This is a genomic window from Lutibacter agarilyticus, assembly GCF_900188235.1.
In the GTDB taxonomy this organism is placed as follows: domain Bacteria; phylum Bacteroidota; class Bacteroidia; order Flavobacteriales; family Flavobacteriaceae; genus Lutibacter; species Lutibacter agarilyticus.
In genome coordinates this window covers 507,433-524,573 of record NZ_FZNT01000003.1, presented here as the reverse complement: position 1 = coordinate 524,573, position 17,141 = coordinate 507,433, and the positions used below count along the sequence as shown (strand labels likewise).

Below are 17,141 nucleotides of genomic sequence, written 5' to 3'. Positions count from 1 at the left end.
AAGGTAGTTTTTATCGATTGTTATAAAAAATTGAATCCACATTTTTTTCGAATAAATGTTTAATGAATAACCCATGAAAAAAACAGTATTATTTTCATTCTTAGTTTTAATTACTATGAATTTAAAAGCGCAAACGCAACAAGAAATTGAAGTTCAGAAAAAAATAACGCAATTGATTTCTGAATTAACTATTGAAGAAAAAGTAGCACTTTGTTCTGGTCGTGATGATTGGAGTACCATGCCTATTGAACGATTAGACATTCCTTGGATTTGGTTAGCCGACGGACCTCATGGCTTGCGTCGTGCACCTGCAACCAATAAACCAGGTTATGGTGATCAGTTACCTGCAACTTGTTTTCCTACTGCATCAGCACTTGCTGCAACTTGGGATGTAGATTTAGTTTATAAAGTAGGCCAAACTTTGGGAGATGAAGCTCAGGCGCAAGGTGTAAGTGTACTTTTAGGTCCGGGTGTAAATATCAAACGTTCTGTGTTGGGAGGAAGAAATTTTGAATATTTTTCTGAAGATCCTATTTTATCTGGTGAAATGGGCGCTGCTTATATCAACGGAGTTCAAAGTCAGGGAGTTGGTACTTCATTAAAACATTTTACAGCAAATAATGTAGAAACTATGCGTATGTTCAACAACTCTAATGTTGATACACGTACCTTACACGAATTGTATTTAACGCCTTTTGAAATTGCAGTAAAAAAAGCACAACCGTGGACAGTAATGGCTTGTTACAATAGAGTTCAAGGTGAATACGGAACTCAAAGTGAATTTTTATTAACCGATATCTTAAAAAAAGATTGGGGTTTTAAAGGAATTGTAGTCTCAGATTGGTTTGCGATTGTTGACCGTGTTGCTGCAATGAAAGCAGGAATGCATTTAGAAATGCCAAACGTAAGTCCTGTTAATAATGCCATAGCAGTTGAAGCCATTAAAAATGGTGAATTGGATATTGCAGTTGTTGATGCATTAGTAAAAGAAATTTTAACGGTTGTTTTTAAGGCGAAAGCACTTCAAAAAGAAGGTTTAGAATTGAATGTAGAAAAAGACCATGCTTTTGCCAGAAAAGTAGCTTCTGAAGCTGCAACTTTATTGAAAAATGAGCAAAATGTATTGCCAATTTCAAAAGATACATATAAAAAAGTAGCTATTATTGGTGAGTTTGCAGCAGCACCACGTTACCAAGGAAACGGAAGTTCGCAGGTAAGACCAACCAAATTGGATAGTGCTTTAGAAATTATAAAAAACGAATACGGGAAAGATATTGAAATAACCTATGCACAAGGTTACAATTTAGCAGATGATAACGATACGTCACTAATTTCAGAAGCTAAAAAAGTGGCTGCTGAGGCAGATGTTGTGTTGGTGTTTTCAGGTTTACCATTACAATACGAATCGGAAGGAATTGATAGAACGCATATAAATATGCCGCCATCTCACAATAAATTAATTAGTGAAATTAGTGCTGTTCAAAAAAACACCGTAGTGGTGCTTACTAATGGAAGTGCAGTTACAATGCCTTGGTTAAACAATGTTTCAGGTGTGTTAGAAACTTGGTTGGGCGGTCAGGCTGGTGCTGGTGGAATTGCAGATGTATTGTTCGGAAAAGTAAATCCTTCAGGAAAATTAGCAGAAACATTTCCAATGCGTTTAGAAGATACTCCGGCATTTTTTAATTTCCCAGGAGAACAAGGAGATGTGTTGTATGGAGAACGTATTTTTGTTGGCTATCGTTATTACGATGGTAGAAAAATTGAGCCATTATTTCCTTTTGGCTATGGATTGTCTTATACTAGTTTTGAATACAGCGATTTAAAAGTGTCTTCAAAAAACACCACAGATAAAGAAGGTTTAACAGTGAGTGTTACCATTAAAAATACAGGAAAAGTAACCGGAAAAGAAATTGTTCAATTGTATGTTTCAGACACAAAAAGTACCTTACAACGTCCTGAAAAAGAATTGAAGAAATTTGTGAAAATTGAATTAGTACCGGGAGAATCAAAAGAGGTTTCGTTTAAATTGAATAGCCGTGATTTTTCTTATTTCGATGCTAAAAGAAATATGTGGATTGCTGAAAGTGGTGAGTATGTAATTGCTGCAGCAGCTTCTTCAAGAGACATTAAATTGTCTGAAACTATCAATTTACAATCAACACAACAAGTACCTTTAATGTTTGATGAATACACCTTTTTCTTAGAATATTGGAACAACAAACAAACACGTGAAATTTTATTGGAATACATGCCAAATTGGATTAGAGGCATTGTAACCGAAGGCGATGAAGCTGAAATTAGAGAATATCAAGGTTTTATGGTTGAACATCCAATGATTAAATATCCATACATCACACACGGCGAAATTACGCATGAACAAGTGATTGAACTAGTTGAAAAGTGTAAAGAACTTACCTATAAGCCATAAATAGTTTATGAACTAAATAAACATTCGAACAATGCATAAATTCAAACTAAAAATAGCTGTAAGTATTTTAATACTAATAGTTGGGTTATTTTATTCGTGTAAAACAGTAGTTAAAACGGAAGGGATTGCTGTTTCTGGACGACAATTATTGTTGAATAATGAGCCTTATTTAATTAAAGGAATTTGTTACCATCCTGTTTCAAAAGGAAGTGATCAAAGAAGTTTTGATAATTTAACTCAAGATTTAGCCTTAATGGTTGAAGCAGGTATAAATACCATACGTGTGTATACGCCAATTGATGATGAAGTTGTTTTAGATCAAATTGATAAGGCAGGTTTAAAAGTAATTATAGGTTTTGGCTACAATCAAAATGGAAATTTTGATGTTTTATCGGGTACTTTTATCAATTATGTAAACAAATATAAAAGTCATAATGCCATTTTAATGTGGGAATTGGGAAACGAGTATAACTACCACCCAGAATGGTTTGAGGGAGACATCAAAAATTGGTACAACGCTATGAATAATGCCGCTCAATTAATTCATAAGAATGACTCTTCGCATCCAGTTACAACAGCTCATGGCGAATTGCCTGATGCATTGGCACTTTCTTTAAGTCCTAATATTGATGTTTGGGGAATGAATGTGTACCGATGGGATAATCCTACAACAATTTTTTCAGAGTGGAGCGCAGTTAGTTCAAAACCAATGTATTTATCTGAAGCTGGAGCAGACAGTTATATGACTATTTCAAAAGATGGTTACGAACAAGGAATCAATGAAAAAGTACAAGCAGATGCCAATAAAAATATTTTAGAAGCCGTTTTTAAAGCTTCTGATATTTGTTCAGGAGTAACATTATTTTCATTTACCGATGGTTGGTGGAAAGCAGGAAATCTAGATACGCAAGATCCAGGTGGTTGGGCGCCAAATAGCAGTGGAGTTCCTTACGATGGAACGCCAAATGAAGAATATTGGGGAGTTGTTGATATAGATAGAAATAAGAAAGAAACGTACCAAATAGTAAAAGAAATTTACAAAAGTGTTTCTGATAAAAAGTAGAAAAATAAGAGATTTAAAACCATAAAAAATGTCAGTTAGAAAAGAGAAGATATTATCCTTAGCGGGAATCAATCACGAAAATAAAACGAAAGAAGAAATACAAGACTATTTTTCAAGGGCTTTAAACAGCGGAATGCACGGATTATGCTTTAGTCCGTATGAAGAAGGCCAGCAACCTGGTGATATTATTTCCGAAGAACAAATTAGAAGAAGAATGGAAATTATCAAACCTTATACAAAATGGATTCGCTCTTTTTCTTGTACTGATGGAAATGAATTGATTCCGAAAATAGCTCACGAATATGGTATAAAAACCTTAGTAGGGGCTTGGTTAGGAGATAATGATGAAATCAATAAAAAGGAAGTTGCCAATCTTATAAAAATAGCAAAAGAAGGTTATGTTGATATTGCCGCTGTAGGAAATGAAGTCATGTACCGAGGCGATTTAACAGAAGATGAATTGTTGGCTTTTATACAGGAAGTGAAGGAAGCTATTCCAGAAATTCCAGTAGGATATGTTGATGCTTATTACGAGTTTGAAGATCACCCAAAAATCACAGAAGCTTGTGACCTAGTGCTTGCCAATTGTTATCCATACTGGGAAGGCTGTAAATTAGAATATTCATTATTGTATATGAAAGATATGTACCAAAGAGCCTTGCGTGCAGCTAACGGAAAAAAAGTAATTATCACGGAAACAGGTTGGACAAATAAAGGACAGGTTTTTCATGGTGCAGTACCATCTTTTGAAAATGCCATGAAATATTTTATCAATACACAACAATGGTCTGAAGCTGAAGATATTGATCTTTTCTACTTTTCTTCGTTTGATGAATCTTGGAAAACAGGTGCAGAAGGTGATGTAGGAGCTTATTGGGGAATTTGGGATAAAGATGAAAATCTTAAATATTAATTAGATGAATCTTTGTGATTATTCACTGTAAATGGAAAACCTAAATTATTAATGAAACAACTATTTTCAGAGTTATTATAATTTTAAGTAATAGGAATTACAAGTTCAAAAAAGTATATATAATAAATTAAAACGTAAAACAATGCGTAAAACAAAAATCTTAGTAGCCTTTTTAGTATTAATAATTAGTGCCCAATTAACAGCTCAAGAAAACCTGTTGATAAATGTGTATAACAGACCCGTAACAAGTTTAAACGGAACGTGGAATTATATTGTAGATCCTTATGAAAATGGCTTTTACAATTACCGATTAGAGCCTTTTGAAAATCAGGAAAACCCAGGTAATGGCGCTTTCTTTATCAATGCAAAGCCAGCAGATAAATCAGATTTGGTTGAATATGATTTTGATACTTCTGAAGAAATAACAGTTCCTGGAGATTGGAATACACAAAAGGAAAACTTGTTTTATTATGAAGGAACTGTTTGGTATAAAAAATCATTCAATTATAAAAAAACAACCAGCGAAAATAAAGTTTTTGTTTATTTTGAAGCTGTTAATTATCGCTCAGATGTTTATTTAAATGGTAAAAAGTTAGGGACTCACATTGGAGGTTTTACCCCTTTTAATTTTGAAATTACCGATTTGTTAAAAGAAGAAGACAACTTTTTAGTTATTAAAGTTGATAATAAAAGAACTAAAGATGGTGTGCCAACACTAAATACCGATTGGTGGAATTATGGTGGAATTACGCGTGATGTAAAATTAGTAGAGGTTTCAAATAACTTTATTCAAGATTATGTAGTTCAATTAAATCCTGAAAATAACCAACAAATTAAAGGTTTTGTGCAGTTAGAAGGAGAAGATATTTCAGATAAAGAGATTGAAATAATAATTCCTGAACTAAAAATTAAAAAACAATTGCAAACCAATGAAAATGGAAGAGCTGTTTTTGAAATAAAAAATACTAAAATTGACTATTGGGATACTAAAAATCCAAATTTATACGAGGTAAGTATTAAAAGTGGTACTGATGAAGTGAAAGACCAAGTTGGATTTAGAAGTATTAAAACAAAAGGTCAAGAGATTTTATTAAACGATGAAAAAATATTTTTAAAAGGAATATCTATTCATGAAGAAAGTCCGTTCCGTGGAGGTAGAGGTTATTCAATAGAAGATGCGCAACAATTACTTACTTGGGCACAAGAGTTAGGTTGTAACTACGTACGTTTGGCTCATTATCCACACAACGAACACATGGTACGTCTTGCTGACAAAATGGGAATTTTAGTTTGGGAAGAGAATCCTGTTTATTGGACTATTTCTTGGGAAAACGAGGAAACTTATGCGAATGCTAAAAATCAATTAACAGAGGTAATTAATAGAGATAAAAACAGAGCATCAGTTATTATTTGGTCTATGGCAAATGAAACACCTACAAGTGATGCGCGAAATACATTTCTTGGAAATTTAGCTAAACACACTAGAGAAATAGATGGAACACGATTAATAAGTGCAGCTTTAGAACAAACCGATTACAACGGAAATCCTACAATTAGAACTATAGATGATGATTTTGCGGATGTTGTAGATATACTTAGTTTCAATCAATATGTTGGTTGGTATGATGGTTTACCTGAAAAATGTAGTAAAATAAGTTGGAAAATTACACAAGATAAGCCTGTATTAATTTCTGAATTTGGTGCTGGTGCAAAATATGGTAATCACGGGGATAAATCAGTAAGATGGACCGAAGAATTTCAAGCAGATTTATATACTGAAACCCTAAAAATGATCGACGGAATTGAACAATTACAAGGTTTCTCTCCTTGGGTTTTAGTCGATTTTAAATCACCAAGAAGAGTGTTGCCTAAAATTCAAGATGGGTTTAATAGAAAAGGACTAATCTCAGAAGAAGGTGAGAAAAAAGCAGCGTTTAAAATTTTAAGCGATTATTACAACGCTAAAGGTACTTCAAACTAATTTTTTTAGGCACCTGAATAAACTTCAGGTGCCTTTTATTTTAATATAACTGAATGTAATTTGATGATATGATTAAAAAATTAACAATCTTTATAACTGTGATTAGTTGCTTGTACGCTTGTAATCAAGATTCAAAAACAGTTCTAAAAGATACAACGTTTAATTACAAATCATATACTCCAAAAACTACCGATCAAATTATTTCAAGATCGGATTATTCCAATAAATTATACGGTTTTTGGTTAGGGCAGTGCATTGCAAATTGGACAGGCTTAGTAACCGAAATGGATAAAATAGGTACTATTGGCGATATAAAAACAGGTGACTTTTATACGAGAGACGATTGGGGAAAACCCGATCAGCCAAGTATTTGGGGACAAGGAATTCCTAGCGATTTATCTTCAACTATTGATTTTGTTTTTGAAGATGAAAATGGTGTTTGGGGATCTGATGATGATACAGATATTGAGTTTATGTATCAGCATTTGTTGTACACCAATAAAACTAGTGTTTTAACGGGTAAGCAAATTAGAGATGGTTGGTTAAAACACATCAAACAAGAAGAAGAAAACTTTTTATGGGTTTCAAATCAGAAAGCATTAGATTTAATGGTTCAAGGTTTTTTACCACCAGAAACTAGTAATCCTAAAATTACTTCCGACAGTATTTATAGCAATTATTATGAAATGATAGACGCGCAATTAACTACTGAAATTTTTGGTTTTTTTGCGCCTTCTCGTCCAGATATTGCTTTAAAAATGGCAAAATTACCTATTCAAACCACTGCACGTGAAAATGCTCAGTGGATTTCTGAATTTTATGTGATTATGTATTCGTTAGCGTCTTTTGTTGATGAAGATTTAACAATGAAAGAAAAAACCAATTGGATGGCAAATGAAGCACGTAAAACCTTACCAAATAATTCGTATTCTGCTAAAATGTACGATTTTGTAAAAACAAACTACGATAAACATATCCCTTGGGAAGCAACAAGAGATAAACTTTATCAAAGATATCAAGTTGAACAAGCTGATGGTTATAATATAACTTCAAAAGAACTGTATTGTAATGGTTGTTTTGCTGCTGGTATAAATTTTGGATCGAGTATTATTAGTTTATTGTATGGTGAAGGAGATATTAAGGAAACTATAAAAATAGGTGCTTTAGCAGGTTGGGATTCCGATAATCCGACTGCAACTTGGGGTGGTTTATTAGGTTTTATGATTGGAAAAGAAGGTGTTGAGGAAGCCTTTGGAAGGAAATTTTCAAATAAATTTAATATCCATAGAACCAGAATTAATTTTCCAAATAACGGCTTATACACTTTTGAAGAAATGGCAGAAACAGGTATTTATATTATTGATAGAGTTGTGCAGGAAGAAATGAATGGTGGTATAGATTTGCAAAAAGACATATGGTACATACCTGCTGTTGAATTTAAATATTTAGAAGAATGAAACGTATTCTATTAATTTTAGTTTTTATTACAGTTTGTTTGAAGAGTTTTTCACAACAAATAGAGTATCAATTAGAACAAAATATTCATTACTATGCTGATTCAATAAATCAGTCCGATGTTTATATAAATGAGCGCTGTGTATTGGATATTTATTATCCTAAAAACATCAAGAATTTTGCAACTATTGTTTGGATTCATGGAGGAGGTTTAACAAGTTGGCAAAAAGAGATTCCTGAAGACTTAAAAAATAAAGGTGTTGCAATTATTGGTATCAATTACAGGTTATATCCAAAAGTAAAAGCGCCAGTATATATTGAAGATGCTGCAGCTGCGGTTGCCTGGGTTTTTAACAATATTCATAAATATGGAGGAAATAATCAGTTGATTTTTGTTTCTGGTCATTCAGCGGGTGGTTATTTAGCAAGTATGATTGGTTTGGATAAAAAATGGTTAGCTATTCATCATATTGATGCAAATGCTATTGCGGGTTTAATACCTTTTAGCGGTCATACAATTACACATTTTACAGTTCGTGAAGAACGCGGAATTTCCGGAACTCAACCTATTATTGACGATTTAGCTCCGTTGTATCATGTACGTGCTGATGCACCACCACTACTATTAATAACTGGAGATCGTGAGTTGGAATTATTAGGGAGATATGAAGAAAACGCTTATTTAATGCGAATGATGAAAGTTGTTGGTCATACCAAAACGGTGCTTTATGAATTAGATGGCTACGGACATAATATGACACAGCCCGGATTTCCACTTTTATTAAATGAAGTTACTAGAATTACTAAAGAAAAAAACTATTAAAAATGAAACACTATTTAATAACACTTTCAGCAATCCTATTCATTTCAATAAGTTATTCATGTAAGGAAAATGTAGTTAAACCTGTTGAAGAAAAAGCTCCAAATACACTTAGTTTTTTGAAGACTAAAGGAAGTCAATTTGTAGATGATAAAGGAAATGCATTAATTTTAAAAGGAACTAATTTAGGAAATTGGTTAGTGCCTGAAGGCTATATGTTTAAAATGGAACAGGTAAACTCACCTCGTAAAATTGATGAATTATTGTACGAACTGGTTGGACCTGATAGTTTACAGGTATTTTGGAATGGCTTTTTGAAAAATTATATAACTCATGAAGATATAAAATATTTAAAAAGCATAGGTTGTAACCACATTCGTTTACCGTTTCATTATAAAATGTTTACAGACGATTTATATATGGGTGAAAGAAATTCAGGCTTTAAATATATTGATAAATTGATTGATTGGTGCCGTGAAGAACAATTGTATGTTTTATTGGATATGCATTGTGCTCCTGGCGGACAAACTGGCGATAATATTGATGATAGTTATGGGTATCCTTATTTGTTAAAAAGTAAATCATCACAAGATTTAATGACCAAAATTTGGGTGGATATTGCAAAAAAATACAAGGATGAACCTGTAGTAGTTGGTTACGATATTGTAAATGAGCCGATAGCGCATTATTTTAATGATGAAATAGATGTTTTAAACAATCAGTTAAGTTTGTTATATGAAAGAATTGTAAAAGAAGTAAGAGCAGTGGATCAAGAGCATATTATCTTTTTAAGTGGCTCAAATTGGGGTGGAAATTTTGATGTTTTTAAAGAATTGATTGATGACAATATTGTTTATGAATTTCATAAATATTGGTTTGATGTAAATCAGGAAGCTATTCAAAAATTTCTGGATTTTAGAGATCAGCAAAATGCGCCAATTTATATTGGTGAAACGGGTGAAAATACAGATGAGTGGGTAAACGATTTTAGATTATTACTTGATGAAAACTCGGTTAGTTGGTGTTTTTGGCCTTATAAAAAAATGAATAATCCACGCGGAATTATGAATTTTGATGAGCCTGAAGATTACTATTTAATTACTGATTATGCTAAAAGCGACCGATCTTCTTATAAAAATATGAGAGAAAATAGACCAGATATTATAAAAGTTCAAAAGGCATTAAATTCATTTTTAGAAAATAGTTTATATAAAAATAATTATCCAAATGTTGGCTATTGTAAAGGTTTGGGTTTTAAAGTGGATTAAAAATTAGTGAAGCAAATTAATTTATGAAAAAATACATCTTAATTATTTTAGTAGCATTGTTTCATGTAAATTCTTTTAGTCAGAATTTAAAGTTAATGACTTATAATATTCGTTTAGATGTTGCTTCTGATGGTGAAAATGCTTGGGTAAATAGAAAAGAAATATTGGTTTCTCAACTAAAATTTTATGCACCTGATATATTTGGCGTTCAAGAAGCATTGCATAATCAGGTGAATTTTATAAATACAAAATTAGCAAATTATAGTTTTGTAGGTGAAGGAAGAGATGGAGGAAATACTGGAGAATATTCTGCGTTGTATTTTAATAAAAACAAAATAACATTGCTTAAAAGCGGAACATTTTGGTTGTCTGAAACTCCAAATATTGTTTCAAAAGGTTGGGATTCGGCTTTTCCAAGACTTTGTACTTATGGTTTGTTTAAAAATAACGAATCAGGAAAAAAGTTTTGGGTTTTTAATACACATCTTGATCATATGGGGGTAATAGCTCGAAAAAAAGGGTTGGAGCTTATTTTAAAGCAGATGGAAATTTTAAACACAACTAATTTACCAACAATTTTAATGGGCGACTTTAATTTACAGCCTAATAGTGATGCTATTTCTTTTTTAAAAACAAAGATGAAGGATAGTTATGAAACTTCAATTGAAATACCATTTGGACCTGCAGAAACATTTAATGCATTCAATTATGAAAGTAATTCAACCAAAAGAATTGATTATATTTTTGTATCTAATACCGAAGAAATTATAGTTCAAAAATATGCGGTTTTAAACAATTCATATCAATTAAAATTCCCTTCAGACCATTTTCCAGTTTTTGTTCAATTAACCTTTGAAAAATAGAAATAATATTTTTTTACGAGTTGTGATATCTTTTTGCTGAATGAAAATCATCCGCATCAAAATAAGGAATACCAGTTTATTGGGATAATAATTTGGCATTAGTAGTTTTTTTAAAACTACCAACGCCTATAATTATGATAACCATTATTTTTTTAGATAAAATGAAGTTTTTAAACCATTTGCTGAATTTGGACCAATCCAAATATTAAAATCTCCTTCTTCAAAATCGTTTATCAGTTTATGATTTACAAATTTTAAATCGTTGGTAGTTATGGTAAAAGTTACTTCTTTTTGCTCACCACTTTTTAATTGTATATGTTCAAAACCTTTCAATTCTTTAACGGGTCTAGTAATGCTTCCAAAAATATCTTGAACGTATAATTGTACCGTTTCATGACCTTCATTTTTACCTGTATTTGTAATTTTAGCTGTTATAGTTAGTTGCTCATTAAAACTAATGGTATCTTTTGAAATTTGAATGTTTTCGTATTTAAAAGAGGTATAACCTAAACCATATCCAAACGGAAAATGAGGTGTAAAACCAGCATCTAAATAATGTGAAGTATTTCCTAAAGAACTTTGCCAAGCTTCAATAGGAATGTCGTTAAGATGTACAAAATTTTTGCTATCAGCTGGTCTTCCAGTGTTTTTATGATTGTAAAAATAAGGTAATTGACCAGCAGTTTTAGGCCAAGAAATTGGTAGCCTTCCTTTAGGTTCGTTAATGCCAAACAACATTTCGTAAATTGCGGGTCCACCCATAGTTCCAGGGTGCCAAGCCATTAAAACAGCATCAATAGCATCAATTATATTGGTGATTGTAATTGCTCTACCTGCCATTATTATTAAAATAATTGGTTTGCCTGTTTTAGCTAATTCTTTTAGTAATTGTTCTTGAGCTCCAGGTAAATTTATATGGGCTCTGCTATGTGCTTCGCCCGATAAAATAGCTTCTTCGCCACCAAAAAATAGAATAACATCCGATGCTTTGGCAGTGTTAATAGCTTTGTTAAAACCTTCGGTTGATTGATCTCTGCTATAGGTTAAACCTTCGGCAAATTTGTAATTGACTTTGTGTTGGTTAAAAGCATCAATAGGAGTAACGGTGTGCTCTTTTTCAGCATCAAAACACCATGTACCTAATTGTTCTCGTTTTGCATTTGCCAACGGACCAATTACAGCAATTGTTGTATTTTTTTGTAATGGTAAAATACTGTTTTCATTTTTTAAAAGTACGCTACTTTTAATAGCTGCTTTTTTAGCTGCTGTTAAATGTGCTTCAGCATAAAAATTACCTGTGTGATTTTTATCTCTATATGGATTTTCAAATAAATCCATTTTAAATTTAATGCGAAGAATGTTTTTTACAAATTCATTTAATTGTTGCTCGGTTACTTTACCTTCTTTAATTAATTGTTTTAAATGAAGTTCGTATGCTTGGCTTGTCATTTCCATATCCATACCTGCATTTGCAGCTAGTTCGGCTACATGTTTTTCATTTTTGGCAAATCCGTGCGTAATCATTTCGGTTGCTGAATTCCAGTCGCTCACAACAAAACCATTAAATTTTAACTGATCTCTTAAAATTGTTTTCAAAACAAATTCATTTCCAGTTGCGGGTATGCCATTCACTTCATTAAAAGCGGTCATTACTGTTGCAGCATCAGCATCTATGGCAGCTTCAAAAGGCGGTAAATAAACGTTTCTGAGTAGTTGTTCAGACATGTCGACTGTGTTGTAATCTCTTCCGCCAATGGCAGCTCCATATCCAATAAAATGTTTAGCGCAGGCAGCCATGGTAGTTGGACTTTTTAAATCTCCCTGAAAACCTTCTACATAGGCTTTTCCCAGTACCGATGCTAAATAAGGATCTTCACCTGGAGATTCTGAAATACGTCCCCAACGACTATCGCGAGCAATGTCTAACATAGGAGCAAACGTCCAACGAATTCCTACAGCCGAAGCTTCAAAAGCTGCAATTTTAGAGGAGGTTTTAGCAGTTTCCGTATCCCAAGAAGCAGCTAGTCCAAGAGGAATAGGAAAAATTGTTTTAAATCCGTGAATAACATCTCTTCCAAAAATCAACGGAATTCCGTTCGGACTTTCTTCAATAGCGATTCTTTGTAATTCATCCACATACTCGGTATTCATTACATTTAAAAAAGCGCCAATTTCACCTTTTCTTACACCTTCTTTTAATGCTTCAGGAAGTGATCCTTTTACCCTGCTTGAAGTTCCTCTTAAATTTGTTTGACCAATTTTTTCTTCTAAGGTCATTTTTGAAACAAGATTTTCAATTTTTTCTTCTAAGTCATTGTTTTTTATTGAAGAACTTTCATTCTTAGTACAACTAAATACTAGAAAAGTAAAAAGTATGATTAGTGATTTTTTCATTTTAATTGATAGTTTAGTTAGTTTTAGTTTTTGAAAATAGCTAAGGAATACCTGTAAGGTAAATTTAATTTATTTATTGAATTATAACTGTTTTTCACCAACATGCGATCTATTTTATTGAGAGAAATATTGTTGATGCCGTTTTTATTGTTTAAATTACAACTTATTATGAATAAGAATGTTAAGAAGGTGTATTTAAATAAATGAGTTGACATTTTCGGCTTTCTTTTGGGTAAAAATATAGTTTAGGGTTTGTAGTTTTTAATACAATAATTACAAATTAGGAATCAATTTTATCATTGGGTGAAATCAAAGAAAAGATTTATTTGGAAAATGACAATATAGTATCAAATTAAATCTAAAGGCTTATATACTTTTGAATAATAAAAATAAATCAACTTATTGATTTTTGAACTAAAGTTTTAAAGGAGCTTTTAACCAGAGCTCTAAACTTTAATTTTTTTCAAAAATCTTAAATAAAATTTTACACATGAAATACGGATATTTCGACGATGACAACAGGGAATATGTGATTACAAATCCTAAAACACCATACCCTTGGATTAATTACTTAGGAAATGAAGATTTTTTCTCTTTAACTTCTAATACAGGAGGAGGATACACTTTTTATAAAGATGCCAAATTTAGAAGATTAACACGTTACAGATACAATAATGTGCCGGTTGATGATGGCGGAAAGTATTTTTATATAAAAGACGGTGATACTGTTTGGTCACCGGGATGGAAACCAATGAAAACAGAGCTAGACACGTATGAATGTCGTCATGGTATGAGTTATACCAAGTTTAAAGGCGCTAAAAACGGTGTTGAAACAGAAGTTCTTCAATTTATACCTCTTGGTTTTTGGGGTGAAATTCAAAAAGTAAGTGTAAAGAATACTTCTTCCGAAGTAAAAAAAATAAAATTATTTTCTTTTATTGAATTCGCACTTTGGAATGCTGAAGATGATATGACGAACTTTCAACGTAACTTTAATACAGGAGAAGTTGAGGTAGAAGATTCGGTAATTTATCATAAAACAGAATTTAAAGAACGACGAAATCATTATTCATTTTATTCAGTGAATCAAGCTATAAATGGTTTTGATACCGATAGAGAATCATTTATTGGTTTGTATAATGGATTTGACAATCCAGATGTAGTAAATGAAGGGAAATCAAAAAACACCATAGCACACGGATGGTCTCCTATAGCTTCACATTATATTGAAATTGAATTGCAGCCTGGAGAACAAAAAGATTATGTTTTTATGTTGGGTTATGTGGAGGTTGATGAAGCTGACAAGTGGGAAAGTAAATTGGTGATTAATAAAAAGCCTGCAAAGGAAATGATTGCCAAGTTTGACACTGTTGAAAAAGTAGATGCTGCTTATAACGAATTAAGAACGTATTGGGATAACTTATTAGGAAAAATAACCATTGATTCGGGTGAAGAAAAGCTAGATAGAATGGTAAATATTTGGAACCAATACCAATGTATGGTTACCTTTAATATGTCTCGTTCTGCTTCATTTTTTGAATCAGGAATTGGTCGTGGAATGGGATTCCGTGATTCAAATCAAGATTTAATTGGTTTTGTGCATCAAATTCCTGAAAGAGCTCGTGAGCGTATCGTAGATATTGCTTCTACACAGTTTGAAGATGGTTCTTGTTACCATCAATACCAACCATTAACCAAAAAAGGAAATGCTGCTATTGGAGGAGATTTTAATGATGATCCGCTTTGGTTAATTTTATCAACTTCAGAATATATTAAAGAAACAGGTGATTTTTCATTATTAGATGAAATGGTTCCTTTTGATAATGATGCGTCTAGAGCAAAACCTCATTTTGATCACTTAAAAGCATCATTTTACCATGTTGTAAATAATTTAGGTCCACATAAATTACCGTTAATTGGACGTGCCGATTGGAATGATTGTTTAAATTTAAACTGTTTTTCAAATGATCCAAATGAGTCTTTCCAAACTACAGGGAATAAAAAAGGAGATACTGCCGAGTCTTTAATGATTGCTGGTTTATTTGTAATGTACGGAAAAGAATACGTTAAATTATGTAAGCGAATAGGAAAGAATGATGAAGCTGTTGAAGCAGAAGTTCATGTAAGTAATATGATTGAAGCCGTTAAAAAACACGGCTGGGATGGTGATTGGTATTTAAGAGCTTATGATTATTACGGTAAAAAAATAGGATCTAACGAAAATGAAGAAGGGAAGATTTTTATAGAATCTCAAGGTTGGTGTTCAATGGCTGAAATAGGGAAAGAAGAAGGCTTGGTTGAAAAATCGTTAAATTCGGTTAAAGAACATTTAGATTGTGAGTATGGAATTGTGTTAAACAGCCCAGCTTTTACAAAATACCATATTGAATACGGTGAGATTTCTACCTATCCAGCAGGTTATAAGGAAAATGGAGGAATATTTTGTCATAACAATCCTTGGATTATGATTGGTGAAACTATGATTGGTCGTGGAGACGAAGCTTATGATTATTACACCAAAATTGCGCCAAGCTTTTTAGAAGACATTTCTGAATTGCATAAAGTAGAGCCTTATGTGTATTGTCAAATGATTGCAGGTAAAGAGGCCTTTAAGCCTGGAGAAGCTAAAAATTCGTGGTTATCAGGAACTGCATCTTGGAATTTCTATGCAATTACACAATATATTTTAGGTGTAAAACCAGATTATGATGGACTTTCAATTAATCCATGTATTCCATCAAAATGGGATGGTTTTAAAATGACGCGTGAATTTAGAGGAGCAACTTATAATATTGAAGTTTTTAATCCAAAACATATTAGCAAAGGTGTATTGCAATTAATTGTGAATGGAGAGGAAATTGAAGGTGTTATAGTTCCAATTTTAGAAAAAGGAAAAAAACATTCCATTCAAGTTATAATGGGATAAATAATTAGTTACGTTTTAAGTTTTGATTGTTAATAACTCCTGTGGGAAATTTCTACAGGAGTTATTACATTTTTTATAACACTCTCTTAGTACCAACAAATTCATTTCTAAACTCTTTTGGAGTACATTTTTTTTCCTTTTTAAAAAGACGGTTAAAGTTTGCGATATTGTTAAACCCACACATAAAACTTATTTCACCAATACTTAAATCGGTTTCTAATAACCAACGTGCAGCAAAGCTTATACGTGTATGGTTAATATAGGTGATAAATGTTTTTCCAGTTCGTTTTTTTATAAATCGGTTAAATGAAACCGGACTCATATTTACCAATTCAGAAATTTCATTTAAAGTAATTGTTTTGTTGAAATTTTCCTGAATATAATCATATACTTTTTTAATCTTGTCGCTATTTTGAAAATCAATTTTTTCAACACAAGAGTTTGAAAGTAACATTTGATCTTCTGATTTTGCTAAATCGTCTAAAATTGCGATAAACTCTAGGTAATATTCAATACCACTTATTCTTTGAAGCGCCATTAATCTTGGCATCATTTTCATTGTAGTTTCTTTTGAAAATAATACACCATGTTTAGCTCTATTAAACATGTCCTTTATAGGTTTAAAAATTCTACGAGACAATGTTTTTTCATTCAATAAATCATCATGAATATGAACTGTAATTTCGTAGATTTCTTTACAAGTGCAATTGTGTAATTCCCAACCATGTACAACACTTGGCCCAACAAGTACCAATTCAAGATCATCAATTTCTTTAGTATGGTCACCAATAATTCGTCTTGCTCCTTTGCCCTTGTATATAAAGTTCAATTCATATTCTGGATGAAAATGGATAGGAAAGTCAAAATCATCTTTAATTCTTTCTTCAATTAAAAAGCTATCTTCAGGTATTAAACGTGTAATTTCTCTGTGAGCGTTATCAATCATATGGTTTATATGGAATATTTGCCTATTAATGTAGAATGTTGTCGTAAATATATAAAAATTTGACAAAATACGATTAACATT

Annotated in this window: 11 protein-coding genes; 9 read left to right on the top strand and 2 right to left on the bottom strand. The window is 32.0% G+C overall.

What is annotated here, in order from left to right; all coding sequences use genetic code 11:
• Positions 1 to 73: 73 nt before the first annotated feature.
• The 8 genes from CHB67_RS07280 to CHB67_RS07245 all read left to right on the top strand — a co-directional run bounded on the left by CHB67_RS07280 (position 74) and on the right by CHB67_RS07245 (position 10,794).
• Complete coding sequence (locus CHB67_RS07280) at positions 74 to 2,431, top strand: glycoside hydrolase family 3 C-terminal domain-containing protein (RefSeq protein WP_089381084.1); 2,358 nt, start codon at positions 74 to 76, stop codon at positions 2,429 to 2,431.
• A 31-nt stretch (positions 2,432 to 2,462) separates the two neighbouring features.
• Entirely contained in the window at positions 2,463 to 3,494 is a 1,032-nt protein-coding gene (locus tag CHB67_RS07275) for a glycoside hydrolase family 2 TIM barrel-domain containing protein (protein WP_089381083.1), read from the top strand.
• Positions 3,495 to 3,522: 28 nt separating this feature from the next.
• Positions 3,523 to 4,407: a glycoside hydrolase family 17 protein gene (locus CHB67_RS07270; RefSeq protein WP_089381082.1), complete on the top strand. Its 885-nt coding sequence runs from the start codon at positions 3,523 to 3,525 to the stop codon at positions 4,405 to 4,407.
• A gap of 142 nt (positions 4,408 to 4,549) precedes the next feature.
• Positions 4,550 to 6,388, top strand: a complete 1,839-nt coding sequence (locus CHB67_RS07265) for a glycoside hydrolase family 2 protein (RefSeq protein ID WP_089381081.1) — start codon at positions 4,550 to 4,552, stop codon at positions 6,386 to 6,388.
• A gap of 68 nt (positions 6,389 to 6,456) precedes the next feature.
• On the top strand, positions 6,457 to 7,845 hold the full coding sequence (locus CHB67_RS07260; protein WP_089381080.1) for an ADP-ribosylglycohydrolase family protein: 1,389 nt from the start codon (positions 6,457 to 6,459) through the stop codon (positions 7,843 to 7,845).
• On the top strand, positions 7,842 to 8,666 hold the full coding sequence (locus CHB67_RS07255; protein ID WP_089381079.1) for an alpha/beta hydrolase: 825 nt from the start codon (positions 7,842 to 7,844) through the stop codon (positions 8,664 to 8,666). Before CHB67_RS07260 ends, CHB67_RS07255 begins: the two co-directional genes overlap by 4 nt.
• 2 nt (positions 8,667 to 8,668) lie before the next feature.
• Positions 8,669 to 9,931 (top strand): glycoside hydrolase family 5 protein, encoded by a 1,263-nt coding sequence (locus CHB67_RS07250; protein WP_089381078.1) that lies wholly within the window; start codon positions 8,669 to 8,671, stop codon positions 9,929 to 9,931.
• A gap of 23 nt (positions 9,932 to 9,954) precedes the next feature.
• Positions 9,955 to 10,794 carry an endonuclease/exonuclease/phosphatase family protein gene (locus CHB67_RS07245; RefSeq protein ID WP_089381077.1) on the top strand — a complete coding sequence of 280 codons (840 nt, stop codon included), beginning with the start codon at positions 9,955 to 9,957 and terminating at the stop codon, positions 10,792 to 10,794.
• Positions 10,795 to 10,938: 144 nt separating this feature from the next.
• On the opposite strand, the gene CHB67_RS07240 is transcribed toward CHB67_RS07245, so the two are convergent.
• Positions 10,939 to 13,188 carry a glycoside hydrolase family 3 N-terminal domain-containing protein gene (locus tag CHB67_RS07240; RefSeq protein WP_089381076.1) on the bottom strand — a complete coding sequence of 750 codons (2,250 nt, stop codon included), beginning with the start codon at positions 13,186 to 13,188 and terminating at the stop codon, positions 10,939 to 10,941.
• Between the two features lie 490 nt (positions 13,189 to 13,678).
• Here CHB67_RS07240 and CHB67_RS07235 point away from each other — a divergent pair, with 490 nt between their 5' ends.
• Complete coding sequence (locus CHB67_RS07235) at positions 13,679 to 16,114, top strand: GH36-type glycosyl hydrolase domain-containing protein (RefSeq protein WP_089381075.1); 2,436 nt, start codon at positions 13,679 to 13,681, stop codon at positions 16,112 to 16,114.
• Positions 16,115 to 16,187: 73 nt separating this feature from the next.
• Here CHB67_RS07235 and CHB67_RS07230 read toward each other — a convergent pair whose 3' ends face one another.
• Positions 16,188 to 17,060, bottom strand: a complete 873-nt coding sequence (locus CHB67_RS07230; protein WP_089381074.1) for an AraC family transcriptional regulator — start codon at positions 17,058 to 17,060, stop codon at positions 16,188 to 16,190.
• Positions 17,061 to 17,141 lie beyond the last annotated feature (81 nt).

Excerpts from the sequence above, each read along its gene's own strand:
- CHB67_RS07275 (WP_089381083.1), top strand. The coding sequence starts at position 2,463 with ATGCATAAATTCAAACTAAAAATAGCTGTAAGTATTTTAATACTAATA.
- CHB67_RS07240 (WP_089381076.1), bottom strand. The coding sequence starts at position 13,188 with ATGAAAAAATCACTAATCATACTTTTTACTTTTCTAGTATTTAGTTGT.
- CHB67_RS07265 (WP_089381081.1), top strand. The coding sequence starts at position 4,550 with ATGCGTAAAACAAAAATCTTAGTAGCCTTTTTAGTATTAATAATTAGT.
- CHB67_RS07230 (WP_089381074.1), bottom strand. The coding sequence starts at position 17,060 with ATGATTGATAACGCTCACAGAGAAATTACACGTTTAATACCTGAAGAT.
- CHB67_RS07235 (WP_089381075.1), top strand. The coding sequence starts at position 13,679 with ATGAAATACGGATATTTCGACGATGACAACAGGGAATATGTGATTACA.
- CHB67_RS07260 (WP_089381080.1), top strand. The coding sequence starts at position 6,457 with ATGATTAAAAAATTAACAATCTTTATAACTGTGATTAGTTGCTTGTAC.
- CHB67_RS07245 (WP_089381077.1), top strand. The coding sequence starts at position 9,955 with ATGAAAAAATACATCTTAATTATTTTAGTAGCATTGTTTCATGTAAAT.
- CHB67_RS07280 (WP_089381084.1), top strand. The coding sequence starts at position 74 with ATGAAAAAAACAGTATTATTTTCATTCTTAGTTTTAATTACTATGAAT.
- CHB67_RS07255 (WP_089381079.1), top strand. The coding sequence starts at position 7,842 with ATGAAACGTATTCTATTAATTTTAGTTTTTATTACAGTTTGTTTGAAG.
- CHB67_RS07270 (WP_089381082.1), top strand. The coding sequence starts at position 3,523 with ATGTCAGTTAGAAAAGAGAAGATATTATCCTTAGCGGGAATCAATCAC.
- CHB67_RS07250 (WP_089381078.1), top strand. The coding sequence starts at position 8,669 with ATGAAACACTATTTAATAACACTTTCAGCAATCCTATTCATTTCAATA.